General features: G+C 52.8%; 11 protein-coding genes and 1 tRNA gene. 8 read left to right on the top strand and 4 right to left on the bottom strand.

Going from position 1 to position 12,500, the window contains the following annotated elements:
• Positions 1-140 precede the first annotated feature (140 nt).
• Positions 141-225: transfer RNA gene (locus L975_RS11710), tRNA-Leu, on the bottom strand.
• 163 nt (positions 226-388) lie between these two features.
• On the opposite strand from L975_RS11710, the gene L975_RS11705 reads away from it, so the two are divergent.
• The gene (locus L975_RS11705) at positions 389-898 is read left to right on the top strand and encodes an RDD family protein (protein ID WP_052181441.1); all 510 of its coding nucleotides are present in this window, start codon (positions 389-391) and stop codon (positions 896-898) included.
• 80 nt (positions 899-978) lie between these two features.
• Here the strand turns inward: L975_RS11705 and lptG are convergent, their stop codons facing one another.
• On the bottom strand, positions 979-2,046 hold the full coding sequence (gene lptG, locus L975_RS11700; RefSeq protein WP_010862520.1) for an LPS export ABC transporter permease LptG: 1,068 nt from the start codon (positions 2,044-2,046) through the stop codon (positions 979-981).
• Positions 2,043-3,143 carry an LPS export ABC transporter permease LptF gene (gene lptF, locus L975_RS11695; RefSeq protein ID WP_010862521.1) on the bottom strand — a complete coding sequence of 367 codons (1,101 nt, stop codon included), beginning with the start codon at positions 3,141-3,143 and terminating at the stop codon, positions 2,043-2,045. The genes lptG and lptF overlap by 4 nt, the downstream gene beginning before the upstream one ends.
• Positions 3,144-3,392: 249 nt before the next feature.
• Between lptF and pepA the strand changes: the two genes are divergently transcribed.
• From pepA to L975_RS11680, 3 genes are all read left to right on the top strand, one after another.
• Positions 3,393-4,901 (top strand): leucyl aminopeptidase, encoded by a 1,509-nt coding sequence (gene pepA, locus L975_RS11690; protein WP_010862522.1) that lies wholly within the window; start codon positions 3,393-3,395, stop codon positions 4,899-4,901.
• 70 nt (positions 4,902-4,971) lie between these two features.
• Positions 4,972-5,442 carry a DNA polymerase III subunit chi gene (locus L975_RS11685; protein WP_036769146.1) on the top strand — a complete coding sequence of 157 codons (471 nt, stop codon included), beginning with the start codon at positions 4,972-4,974 and terminating at the stop codon, positions 5,440-5,442.
• Between the two features lie 13 nt (positions 5,443-5,455).
• Positions 5,456-8,311: a valine--tRNA ligase gene (locus L975_RS11680; protein ID WP_047708791.1), complete on the top strand. Its 2,856-nt coding sequence runs from the start codon at positions 5,456-5,458 to the stop codon at positions 8,309-8,311.
• A 204-nt stretch (positions 8,312-8,515) separates the two neighbouring features.
• Here L975_RS11680 and rraB read toward each other — a convergent pair whose 3' ends face one another.
• Positions 8,516-8,947: a ribonuclease E inhibitor RraB gene (gene rraB, locus L975_RS11675; RefSeq protein WP_010862525.1), complete on the bottom strand. Its 432-nt coding sequence runs from the start codon at positions 8,945-8,947 to the stop codon at positions 8,516-8,518.
• A gap of 186 nt (positions 8,948-9,133) precedes the next feature.
• On the opposite strand from rraB, the gene argF reads away from it, so the two are divergent.
• From argF to ridA, 4 genes are all read left to right on the top strand, one after another.
• Complete coding sequence (argF, locus tag L975_RS11670) at positions 9,134-10,138, top strand: ornithine carbamoyltransferase (protein WP_047708776.1); 1,005 nt, start codon at positions 9,134-9,136, stop codon at positions 10,136-10,138.
• Positions 10,139-10,453: 315 nt separating this feature from the next.
• Positions 10,454-11,392 (top strand): aspartate carbamoyltransferase, encoded by a 939-nt coding sequence (gene pyrB, locus L975_RS11665; RefSeq protein ID WP_010862527.1) that lies wholly within the window; start codon positions 10,454-10,456, stop codon positions 11,390-11,392.
• Positions 11,393-11,402: 10 nt separating this feature from the next.
• Positions 11,403-11,867 (top strand): aspartate carbamoyltransferase regulatory subunit, encoded by a 465-nt coding sequence (gene pyrI / locus L975_RS11660; RefSeq protein WP_010862528.1) that lies wholly within the window; start codon positions 11,403-11,405, stop codon positions 11,865-11,867.
• 133 nt (positions 11,868-12,000) lie between these two features.
• Positions 12,001-12,390 carry a 2-iminobutanoate/2-iminopropanoate deaminase gene (ridA, locus tag L975_RS11655; protein WP_010862529.1) on the top strand — a complete coding sequence of 130 codons (390 nt, stop codon included), beginning with the start codon at positions 12,001-12,003 and terminating at the stop codon, positions 12,388-12,390.
• The last annotated feature ends 110 nt before the right edge of the window (positions 12,391-12,500 follow it).

Genomic DNA, 12,500 nt, shown 5'->3' with positions numbered 1-12,500 from the left:
AGAGATAGAGATAGAGATAGAGATAGAGATAGAGATAGAGCCTAGCCGACAAGACGCCCCTAGACAAAAATTAGAGAGAGAAAAAACACGCAGTACAGAAAAGCAAAAAGCCTTCCTAAACTGTTGCTTAGGAAGGCTTTTGGTGCCAGTGGACGGACTCGAACCGTCACACCCGAAGGCGGTTGATTTTGAATCAACTGTGTCTACCGATTTCACCACACTGGCTTTATGGTGTGGCATTATACATACCGTACTTTCGACTGCAATAGAATTATGTCAATGTCGTGTTCAATTGCTTGAAAAAAAACCAATTACTTTATTCGGTTAGCAATAATGTCTACACTCTGGCCGAAATCCTTTTCTTTTTATCGATATTTACAGGATGTATATGGCGGTACTTTCTTCTAATGGTTACCCGCGCGCCGGCTTTTTTCGCCGTTTAGGTGCTTTTGTCTATGATTTATTGCTGTCGTTAGCGCTGGTGATGCTAGCCGGAGCAATAGCGGTGGGGATCACGGCCTTGCTGCACAGTATGAATCTGATTTCTTTAGGCGATGCGGTGGATGTTGCCGCGTATCTGGATAGCCAAGCATGGTATGCGTTTTATCTGCTGGGCTGCTTTTGTGCATTCTATGTTTGGTTCTGGCATAAAGCCGGCCAAACGCTGGGCATGAAAGCATGGCGTTTACGGGTACAACAGCTTGATGGCCATAATCTCACGGTAACTCAATGTCTGGTGCGTTTGACGACAGCAACGGTAGGACTGGGAAATCTGCTGGTTCTCTTTGATCGCGGCAATCTGCGCGCGTTTCAAGATTATATGTCTGATAGCGAGATGGTGGTGCTTCCTGTTCGTCCTAAAACGAATGTTGCCAACAACAGCGCCACCGAAGAATAAACGCAACTCACCTTCCCTCATTCGAAAAACAATAACGCCGGGCAAGCCCGGCGTTATTACTGACAGAGATAGATGCATTATCAGCGGCGGCGCGTTAGCAAATACCAACTTAAACCGAGGAACAAGACACTCGGGAATGCGGCACCAATCACCGCCGGCACGTGGTACACCAAACTGAGTGGACCAAAAATCTGGTCGGCAACATAAAAGACGAAACCAAAACAGATCCCGGTCAATACCCGCGCGCCCATGGTCACACTACGCAGTGGGCCGAAAATGAACGACAAGGCCAACAACATCATGACACCGACCGTCACCGGCTGCAGCACTTTGCGCCACAGCGCCAGCTCATAACGCCCGGTTTCTTGCCCGGTTTGCTTCAGATAATGAATATACTGCCACAACCCACTGATAGACAGCGACTCAGGCTTAATGGTCACGACGCTCAGCTTGTCGGGACTCAGGCTGGTTTTCCAGTCGGCCGAGAAGCGCTGCTCACCGGTTACCGCTTTTTCACCAATCACTGCTTCATCAATCTGGTGCAGTTTCCAACCTGAATCGGTGTAGTTCGCGCTATTGGCATACAACACTGATTGCAGCTGGTGCTGCGGATTGAATTTGTAGATGTTTACGCCGCTAAGCTCCTGCTGGCTGACAATCCGCTCAATATAGATAAAGTCATCGCCATCTTTGGCCCACAGGCCACCGGATTTAGCCAACATCGAGCCGCCGTAGATGGCTTGTGCGCGCAGATTACGCGCCAGCTGATCGCCCCACGGCGCGCCCCACTCGCCAAGCGCCATGGTCAGGATCACCAGCGGAATCGCCGTTTTCATCACAGCCATCGCAATCTGTAAACGGGTAAAACCGGCAGCTTCCATCACCACCAGCTCACTGCGACTGGCCAGCATCCCCAATCCTAACAACGCGCCCAACAGCGCCGCCATAGGGAAAAAGACACTGATGTCTGCCGGAACCGTCAGTAAGGTGAACAGACCGGCATCCCAGACACCGTAGGTACCTTCACCAACTTTCTTGAGCTGTTCGACAAATTTGATGATCCCAGACAGGCCCACCAAGGTGGCCAAGGTCATCATGATGGTGCCAAAAATCGTCCGGCCAATGTACCAATCAAAAATCCGCATCATGCCTGCGCTCCTTTCAACTGAGCCCGCAGACGACGCATTGGGATGCTGTCCCACATGTTCAAGATAATCCCCAGCAGCAAGAAGCCACCATTGGTTACCCAGATCCAGACCGCCGAATCCATCCGTCCATTATCCAGCGCCGATTTCAGCGCACTTTGCAGCAAGAAGTAGATGAGATACAACAGCAGTGCTGGCACCACATTCGCAAACCGCCCTTGGCGCGGATTCACCGCCGACAGCGGGATCACCAGCAGTGCCAAAATAGGTACCGCCGCAATCAGGGTCAACCGCCAGTGCAACTCGGCACGGGCATGAGAGTTATTTTCCTTCCACAGCGCAGCCGTTGGCATTTGCTCCCAATCGCCACTGTCAGCTTCGACATCCTGATGACCAATCACGGCGTTGTAGGTATCAAAGTGCGTGATCCGAAAATCGCGCAAGAAAGCCGTGCCTTCATAACGTACGCCGTTGTCCAGCGTCAGCATTTGATCGCCATTTTTAGCTTTCTCTACTTCACCGGAAGTAGACACCACAACCGACGGACGGCTGCTCTCACCGCGTGGACGCAGCTGGGCCACAAACACATCTTGCAGCTGGTTGCCCTCCAAGCGATTGACGAAAATCACCGAACTGCCATCGGGCGAGCTCTGGAATTGGCCGGCCACCAAGGCGGCAAGCCCTGGGTTGGCTTTCGCTTCGCTGATCACTTGCGCTTCGGTTTTCGCCGACAGAGGACTCAACCAGAGCACGTTACCCGCGGCTAAAATGGAAGTCAGCAATGCCAACCACGCGGCGGCGCGCAGCAAGGTGCGTTTGCCCATACCGCAGGCGAACATAACGGTCATTTCACTTTCGGCGTATAAGCGACCGTAAGTAAACAGTAAACCGACAAATAGGCTCAATGGCAGCATCAATTGCGCCATGTAAGGCAGGCCTAAGCCCAACACCGACATCACGAGGTTGGCCGGCAAATCGCCTTCCACCGCGGAGGATAAAACTCGGACTAACTTCTGGCAGAAGAAGATCAGCATCAGGACAAACAAGATGGCGATCTGGCTTTTCAGCACTTCCCGTACCAGATATCTAATAATGATCACGCTCTTTACGCCTATGAAAACTTGTCTTTTTGAGTGAATATCTATAGTTTTTTGGCTAATAGGCCATTTTTCAGAGCTTTGGCTGGATAAAAGCGCGGAATATCGTTTGTTCCGCATCGGCCTGAGCGCTGTTAATAATTCTGTAAATAGATTAACGCATTCATCTGGTGAAGGCGATCTACCTCACTGAGTTTTCTCATGAACCCGCCATTATCCAGAAAAGCACATCCTTTGTCTTTAGGAGACTGCATGGAGTTTAGTGTAAAAAGCGGCAGCCCTGAAAAGCAGCGCAGCGCCTGCATTGTTGTTGGTGTCTTCGAGCCACGCCGTCTGTCACCGATCGCCGAGCAACTGGATAAGATCAGTGATGGTTATATTAGTTCATTATTGCGTCGCGGCGATCTGGAAGGCAAGCCAGGCCAGATGCTGCTTTTACATCAGGTTCCCAACATTCTCTCCGAGCGCGTCTTACTGGTCGGCTGCGGTAAAGAGCGCGAGCTGGATGAGCGCCAGTTTAAGCAAATCATTCAAAAAACCATCAACACCTTGAATGAAACCGGCTCGATGGAAGCGGTGTGTTTCCTGACCGAACTGCATGTGCGCGGACGCAACACCTACTGGAAAGTGCGCCAAGCGGTGGAGTCGGCCAAAGAAGCGCTGTACACCTTTGATCAGATGAAGAGCATCAAGGTTGAACCGCGTCGCCCACTACGCAAACTGGTATTTAACGTGCCGACCCGCCGTGAGCTTTCGGTAGGCGAAAAGGCCATCCAACATGGTCTGGCCGTAGCCTCTGGCCTCAAAATTGCCAAAGATTTGGGCAATATGCCGCCGAATATTTGTAATCCGGCCTATCTGGCTTCTCATGCGCGCCAATTGGCCGATGAGTTCTCACCAGTCACCACCCGCGTGATTGGCGAGCAGCAGATGAAAGATCTGGGCATGAATGCCTATCTGGCGGTCGGTCAGGGCTCGCAAAATGAATCCCTGATGTCGGTTATCGAGTATAAGGGCGCCGCGAACCCAGACGACAAGCCGATTGTGCTGATCGGGAAAGGGCTGACCTTTGACTCCGGTGGTATTTCCATCAAGCCGTCTGACGGCATGGATGAGATGAAATACGACATGTGCGGCGCCGCGACCGTGTTCGGTGTAATGCGCGCGGTCGCCGAGCTGCAATTACCACTCAACGTGGTGGGCATTTTGGCCGGCTGCGAAAACATGCCAGATGGCCGCGCCTATCGCCCGGGCGATATCCTGACCACCATGTCCGGCCAAACGGTCGAAGTGCTGAATACCGACGCCGAAGGCCGCTTGGTGTTATGTGATACACTTACCTATGCTGAACGCTTCGACCCTGAGCTGGTGATTGACGTGGCCACCTTAACCGGTGCCTGTGTGATTGCCCTTGGTCACCACATCAGTGGCTTGCTGTCGAACCATAACCCGCTGGCCAACGATCTGCTGAGCGCCTCCGAGCAAGCAGGCGATCGCGCATGGCGTCTGCCACTGGGTGATGAGTATCAGGAGCAGTTGGAGTCCAACTTTGCTGATATGGCCAACATCGGAGGCCGTCCAGCGGGTGCGATCACTGCCGGTTGCTTCTTGTCGCGTTTCACCAAGAAGTATTACTGGGCGCACTTAGACATTGCCGGCACCGCATGGCGTTCCGGCAAGAGCAAAGGTGCAACTGGTCGTCCAGTACCGCTGCTGACGCAATTCCTGCTGAACCGCGCTGGCGTTAGCATCGAAGAGTAAGCAGCCCTGCGGCCACAACACGGATTACGAGTAACCATTACCGGGGGCGGCAGCCCCCGTTTATATTATGATGAAACAAGCCACTTTTTATCTTCTGCCCGCGAGCGCCGACGGCGAGTTGCCGGCAGGATTAAGCGCCCAGGCCTATCATGCCTGTCGTTTAGCTGCGGATGCTTGGCGACGCGGACAACGGGTGTTGATCGCCTGCGCGTCACAGACAGAGGCCTTTGCGGTAGACGAGGCGTTGTGGCAATTCGATCCGCAGCAGTTTGTGCCGCATAATCTGGCCGGTGAAGGGCCGCACTATGGCTCACCGGTGGAAATTGCCTGGCCAGAAAAACGTAGCGCGTCACGGCGCGATTTACTGATATCCTTATTACCAGATGTTGCCGACTTTGCTTCTGCTTTCCTTCAGGTGATAGACTTCGTCCCCTGCGAAGAGACGCTGAAACAGCAGGCGCGTGAGCGCTATAAGGCTTACCGACAGGCCGGCTTCCAGCTGACAACCCAAGATCTCGGCATTACGCCATCAACGAATTAGCCTTAAGATGACCATGGAAAAAACCTACAACCCGAACGCCATCGAACAAGCTCTGTATCAGGCTTGGGAAGAAAATGGCTACTTTAAGCCGCATGGTGATACCCGTCAGGAAAGCTACTGCATCATGATCCCGCCGCCGAATGTCACCGGCAGCCTGCACATGGGCCACGCGTTCCAGCAGACCATGATGGATGCTCTGACCCGTTACCAGCGTATGCAGGGTAAAAACACCCTGTGGCAGGTGGGTACCGACCATGCGGGGATCGCGACTCAGATGGTGGTTGAGCGCAAGATTGCCGCTGAAGAAGGCAAGACCCGTCATGACTATGGCCGGGATGCCTTTATCGACAAGATCTGGGAATGGAAAGCCGAATCCGGTGGCACTATCTGTAAGCAGATGCGCCGTCTGGGTAACTCTGTCGATTGGGATCGTGAACGTTTCACCATGGATGAAGGCCTGTCCAATGCGGTGAAGGAAGTGTTCGTGCGTCTGTACGAAGATGACCTGATCTACCGCGGCAAGCGTCTGGTGAACTGGGATCCAAAACTGCACACCGCGATCTCCGATCTGGAAGTGGAAAACAAAGAGAGCAAAGGCTCCATGTGGCACTTCCGCTATCCGCTGGCTGATGGCGTGAAAACCGCGGACGGTAAAGACTACATCGTAGTCGCGACTACCCGTCCAGAAACCATGCTGGGTGATACCGGTGTGGCGGTGAACCCAGAAGATCCTCGCTACAAAGATCTGATCGGCAAAGAGATTATTTTGCCAATCGTCGGCCGTCGTATCCCAATCGTGGGTGACGAGCACGCCGATATGGAAAAAGGCACCGGCTGCGTGAAGATCACTCCGGCGCACGACTTTAACGACTATGAAGTCGGTAAACGTCACAACCTGCCAATGATCAACATTTTGACCTTCAATGCGGATATCCGTGATGAAGCCGAAGTGTTCAATACCAATGGCGAGCCAAGCACCGCTTACAGCACCGAGCTGCCTGCCAAGTACCGTGGTATGGAGCGTTTTGCGGCGCGTAAAGCCGTGGTGGCCGAATTTGAAGAGCTGGGTCTGCTGGAAGAGATCAAGCCACACGATCTGACCATTCCATACGGTGACCGTGGCGGCGTGGTGATCGAGCCGATGCTGACTGACCAGTGGTATGTGCGTGTTGCACCACTGGCAAAAACCGCCATTGAAGCAGTTGAGAACGGCGATATCCAATTCGTGCCTAAGCAGTACGAAAACATGTACTTTGCTTGGATGCGTGATATCCAAGACTGGTGTATTTCGCGTCAACTGTGGTGGGGTCACCGCATTCCGGCGTGGTATGACAACGCCGGTAACGTGTATGTAGGCCGTACTGAAGAAGAAGTGCGCAGCAAGTACAAGCTGGACAACGTGATTGTTCTGCGCCAAGACGACGACGTACTGGATACCTGGTTCTCGTCAGCACTGTGGACTTTCTCCACACTGGGCTGGCCAGAAAATACCGAAGCGCTGAAAACCTTCCATCCAACCGACGTGTTGATGACCGGTTTCGACATCATCTTCTTCTGGGTGGCACGCATGATCATGATGACCATGCACTTCATCAAAGACGAAGATGGCAAGCCACAAGTGCCATTCAAGACTGTGTACGTCACCGGTTTGATCCGTGACGAGCAAGGTCAGAAGATGTCGAAATCCAAGGGTAACGTGATTGACCCGCTGGATATGATTGACGGCATCTCGCTGGAAGATCTGCTGGAAAAACGCACCGGCAACATGATGCAGCCACAGCTGGCTGAGAAAATTGGCAAGAGTACCCAGAAGCAGTTCCCGAACGGCATCGAAGCACACGGTACTGACGCCCTGCGTTTCACCTTGGCGGCACTGGCCTCTACTGGCCGTGACATCAACTGGGATATGAAGCGTCTGGAAGGTTACCGTAACTTCTGTAATAAGCTGTGGAACGCCAGCCGTTTCGTGCTGATGAACACCGAAGATCAAGATTGCGGCTTGAACGGCGGCGAGATGGTACTGTCACTGGCAGACCGCTGGATCTTGGGTGAATTCAACAACACCGTGAAAGCATTCCGTGAGGCGCTGGACAACTACCGCTTCGATATCGCGGCCGGTATTTTGTACGAGTTCACCTGGAACCAGTTCTGTGACTGGTATCTGGAGCTGACTAAGCCGGTGATGAACAGCGGTAGCGATGCTGAACTGCGTGGTACCCGCCACACCCTGATTCAGGTGCTGGAAGGTCTGCTGCGTCTGGCTCATCCAATCATTCCGTTTATCACGGAAGAGATTTGGCAGCGCGTGAAAGTGCTGGCTGGCGTGCAGGGCGATACCATCATGCTGCAGCCATTCCCAGAATATCAGCCAGAAGCGACCGATGCTGCCGCGATGGAAGATCTGGAGTGGATCAAGCAATTGATCATTGCGGTACGTAACATCCGTGCTGAAATGAACATCGCACCAAGCAAGCCGCTGGAGATCCTGCTGCGTAATACCAACGCGCAAGAGCAGCGCCGCGTGGAAGAAAACCGCACCTTCATCCAGAGTCTGGCGCGTCTGGACAACATCACGCTGCTGGCCGATGGCGACAAGGGCCCAGTATCCGTGACCAAACTGGTCGGTCAGGCTGAACTGCTGATCCCAATGGCCGGTCTGATTGATAAGGATGCTGAGCTGGCGCGTCTGGCTAAAGAGATCGAGAAAGTGAACGGCGAAGTTGCTCGCATCGAAAGCAAGCTGGGTAACGAAGGCTTTGTGGCGCGCGCGCCAGAAGCGGTCATTGCCAAAGAGCGTGAGAAGCTGGCCGGTTATGCCGAAGCCAAGCGCAAGCTCGAAGAGCAGCAAGGTGTGATTGCCTCTCTGTAATTGCGGATCTGTAATCGCAATCTGCGCCTAAGTACTTTACTGTATTCAAGCCCGTCGCCAGCGACGGGCTTTTTTTATGCGTCACACGCCCGCGCCAATCATTTAGCCGCCAACAGGCATAAAAAAACCGGGCCGTAAGCCCGGTTTTTATCCTGTTAGTGGCAATGGCCGTTGGCCTTGCCCACCTAACGACATCCATCAGAATCAGTGGCGCGTTGGCGCGTCTTCTTCTTCGTCATCCTCGTCGTCGAAGAATTCATCATCTTCCTCTTCTTCGCCGTCCGGATCTTCAAAGTACGTGCCCCAACCGTCGTAGTTGATGCCAAATTTCTCTGCCAGCTTCACCAACTGCTCAACTTGCGCATCGATTAGCTCGGCTTTCAGCGGAATTTCACTGACGACGTCACAGCATACCAGCACAGAGCCGTCTTCGACTTCCAGCTCTTCAGCATCCGTCACTTCATAGCTCAGCTTGAACGCTTCAACGGCCGCCTTTTCCAGCTCCTCAAAACGCTCTGCGGACAAATGGTGCTCAATGGTATACAACGCATCAGGATCGCTACCATCTTCCAGCAGTTCATCAATGATCAGGCGAGTCTCTTCCTGCTGTGCTTCCAGAAATTCACGGTCTGCCATAAGGCCTCCAGAGAGTTAAGTAATTCGGTTTTCATTGTCCCACACCCTGCCACGCCTCACCACCGATACTTCCATTGCTTATAAATTAAACACAACACTTGAAAACAAATAAAAACTCAAATAGATTGAATAAATAGTCGATATTAACCACAAACAAAAGATATATATGCAAACAAGGACGGACATATGGCTTTTAACCTGCGTAACCGGAACGTATTAAAACTCACCGATTTCACCAGCAAAGAGATCCAGCACTTAATTGAGCTGGCCAGTGAGCTGAAAAAGGCCAAATACGGCGGTTATGAGCGACCTCGCTTACAGGGAAAAAACATTGCGCTGATCTTTGAAAAGACCTCTACCCGTACCCGCTGTGCCTTTGAAGTGGCCGCCCATGACCAGGGCGCACACGTTACCTACTTAGGCCCATCCGGTTCACAAATCGGCTGTAAAGAGTCAATGGCCGACACGGCGCGAGTTCTCGGGCGGATGTATGACGGCATTCAATATCGGGGCTTTGGTCAAGCACGGGTCGAAGAGTTGGCGCGCTATGCCGGTGTGCCAGTCTGGAATGGCCTAACCGATGAGTTTCACCCCACGCAGATCTTAGCCGATTTCCTGACCATGCTCGAGCACGGGCAAGGCAAACCGTTAAACCAGATGAAACTGGCGTATCTCGGCGATGCCCGTAATAACATGGGTAACTCGCTGTTAGAAGGTGCGGCGCTGATGGGATTAGATCTACGTTTGGTCGGCCCGAAAACCTTTTGGCCGGAAGAGTCACTGGTTGCGCAGTGCCAAGCCATTGCAGCTACCACCGGTGCCAAGCTGACCTTAACCGATAGCGTCGCCGAAGGCGTACAGGGCGTGGATTTCCTGTATACCGATGTCTGGGTCTCCATGGGCGAGCCAGAAAGTGCCTGGGCCGAGCGGATTGCCCTGATGAAGCCGTATCAGATCAACATGGACGTGATCCGCCAAACCGGTAATCCACAGGTGAAATTCATGCACTGCTTACCGGCCTACCATGACGATCAAACCGAAATCGGCCGCGAGGTAAGCGCCAAATACGGCATGCAAGGGTTGGAAGTCACCCATGAGGTATTTGAATCCCCCTATTCGATTGTGTTTGATGAAGCAGAAAACCGGATGCACACCATCAAAGCTGTGATGGTGGCCACACTCGGCGCGTAATGGGTTGTCGAGTGTTCACGGTGATTTACCACCGTGCGCACTGTTGACGATCTCCGGCCGCAAGGTGAATATTGCAGCGACCGCGTTTTTGCGTATAATGCGCGACAATTTGTCTGTCAGCTGGTCAGGATCATTGCGAATGCGTCACGCAAACGTTACATTGCGCCGACATGCCGCCCACTTTGCGGCCGTTCGTGGTTTTTTGATCCGCCGTGAAGGTCCAGTACAGGCACTTTCGTTATTACAAGAAAAAGCCCCTCAATTGCAGGGGCTTTTTTTTCGTCCATACCCCGTCAGGCTGCAGAGGAGCGCACCATGGCCAATCCCTTATACCGCAAAAACATCATCTCCATTCCGGAGTTCAGCCGTGCCGAGTTGGAGCTGGTGGTGGATACCGCCGCTCGCCTGAAAGCCACGCCACAGCCAACGTTACTGCAACATAAGGTGGTCGCCAGCTGCTTTTTTGAAGCCTCGACCCGCACCCGTTTGTCGTTCGAAACCGCCATTCAGCGCTTGGGCGGTAAAGTGATTGGTTTTGCTGACGGCAGCAACACGTCGCTGGGTAAAAAAGGCGAGACGCTGGCCGACTCGATTCGCGTGATCAGCAACTATGTGGATGCCATTGTGATGCGCCATCCACAAGAAGGTGCTGCACGCTTGGCTTCCGAGTTCTCCAACGGCGTTCCGGTTTTCAACGCCGGTGACGGCGCTAACCAGCACCCAAGCCAAACCTTACTGGATCTGTTCACCCTGCGTGAAACCCAAGGCCGCTTGGACAACATCAGCATTGCCATGGTCGGCGATCTGAAATATGGCCGCACCGTGCACTCGCTGACTCAAGCCTTGGCCAAATTCAACGGCAACCGTTTCTATTTTATCGCCCCAGATGCGTTGGCGATGCCGGATTACATCCTCGAAGAGCTGGATAGCAAAGGCATCACCTACAGCCTGCATACTTCGATGGAAGAGGTGATCCCGCAGGTAGATATTCTGTACATGACGCGGGTACAGAAAGAGCGTTTTGACCCATCCGAATACGCCAACCTGAAATCGCAGTTTGTCCTCACTGCTGCAGCACTGAGCGATGCGCGCCCGAACTTGAAAATTTTGCACCCACTGCCACGTATCGATGAGATCACCGTGGACGTGGACACCACCCCCTACGCCTACTATTTCCAGCAAGCCGATAACGGCGTGTATGCCCGTCAGGCACTGCTGGCATTGGTACTGAATCCTGAACTGAATCTGGCCTAAGGAGCTGAGCATGGAACGTGAAAATAAACTGCAGGTTGAAGCCATCAAAAACGGCACCGTGATCGACCATATTCCGGCCACCATCGGCATCAAGATTTTGAGCCTGTTTAAGTTCAGCGAAACACGCCAGCGGATCACCGTGGGTTTAAACCTGCCCTCCGCCGCTCTGGGGCAAAAAGATCTGATCAAGATTGAAAATGTGTTCTTAACTGGCGAGCAGGCTAACCAGTTGGCTATCTATGCGCCAGATGCCACCGTAAACCAGATTGAAAACTATCAGGTGGTGCAAAAACGGCATCTGGAACTGCCGGAGTACATCGAGCATGTGCTGAACTGCCCGAACAGTAACTGCATCAGCCACAGCGAGCCGGTTAGCTCTGGTTTTTGGGTGCGCAAAAAAGCCCAGCAGGTGCTATTAAAGTGCAAATACTGTGAAAAAGTGTTTGATAGTGAAGTGGTTACCGAGCAGCTGTAATCGACTCGCCATCAACTGACTCGATTTAGCTTACAATTGCCGTGTCAGCCTTTGGCACGGCTCACTGTGTTTCCTGTTGCACAGGCTTTATAATCCTAACGAACTCTTTTTAAACCGAATAAAAGGAAGCGTTATGAGTCATGTGATCAGCACCGCAAAAGCCCCTGCCGCCATCGGTCCTTATGTTCAGGGCGTCGATCTTGGCAGCATGGTGATCACCTCCGGTCAAATCCCAGTGAACCCGGCTACCGGTGAAATCGCAGAAGACGTGGTAGCTCAAGCCCGTCAATCTCTGGAAAACGTCCGTGCTATCGTTGAAGCCGCTAGCCTGCGTGTTGCCGATATCGTGAAAACTACCGTGTTTGTCAAAGATCTGAACGACTTCGCGGCTGTTAACGCCGAGTACGAAGCCTTCTTTACCGAACACAATGCACCATTCCCAGCACGCTCTTGCGTGGAAGTGGCGCGTCTGCCAAAAGACGTCAAAATCGAAATCGAAGCCATCGCTGTGCGTCGCGGTTGATTTCTTATACAGACAGGACCCTTGGTCCTGTCTGTGGCACACCAAATCCTTTCTAAAACTTGTTTCATCTCGCAAAACAAGCCACCTATCCTCTGTAGCAGACATGCGAT

The sequence above is a fragment of the Plesiomonas sp. ZOR0011 genome (assembly GCF_000800945.1).
GTDB lineage: Bacteria > Pseudomonadota > Gammaproteobacteria > Enterobacterales > CAMTGL01 > Plesiomonas > Plesiomonas shigelloides.
Note: the sequence above shows the minus strand (reverse complement) of the source record. Positions and strands in the feature narration are given on the sequence as shown.

What these genes read in the sequence shown, in the direction of transcription:
- L975_RS11705 (WP_052181441.1), top strand. Translation starts at nt 389, where the DNA reads ATGGCGGTACTTTCTTCTAATGGTTACCCGCGCGCCGGCTTTTTTCGC.
- lptG (WP_010862520.1), bottom strand. Translation starts at nt 2,046, where the DNA reads ATGATGCGGATTTTTGATTGGTACATTGGCCGGACGATTTTTGGCACC.
- pepA (WP_010862522.1), top strand. Translation starts at nt 3,393, where the DNA reads ATGGAGTTTAGTGTAAAAAGCGGCAGCCCTGAAAAGCAGCGCAGCGCC.
- L975_RS11685 (WP_036769146.1), top strand. Translation starts at nt 4,972, where the DNA reads ATGAAACAAGCCACTTTTTATCTTCTGCCCGCGAGCGCCGACGGCGAG.
- L975_RS11680 (WP_047708791.1), top strand. Translation starts at nt 5,456, where the DNA reads ATGGAAAAAACCTACAACCCGAACGCCATCGAACAAGCTCTGTATCAG.
- rraB (WP_010862525.1), bottom strand. Translation starts at nt 8,947, where the DNA reads ATGGCAGACCGTGAATTTCTGGAAGCACAGCAGGAAGAGACTCGCCTG.
- argF (WP_047708776.1), top strand. Translation starts at nt 9,134, where the DNA reads ATGGCTTTTAACCTGCGTAACCGGAACGTATTAAAACTCACCGATTTC.
- pyrB (WP_010862527.1), top strand. Translation starts at nt 10,454, where the DNA reads ATGGCCAATCCCTTATACCGCAAAAACATCATCTCCATTCCGGAGTTC.
- pyrI (WP_010862528.1), top strand. Translation starts at nt 11,403, where the DNA reads ATGGAACGTGAAAATAAACTGCAGGTTGAAGCCATCAAAAACGGCACC.
- ridA (WP_010862529.1), top strand. Translation starts at nt 12,001, where the DNA reads ATGAGTCATGTGATCAGCACCGCAAAAGCCCCTGCCGCCATCGGTCCT.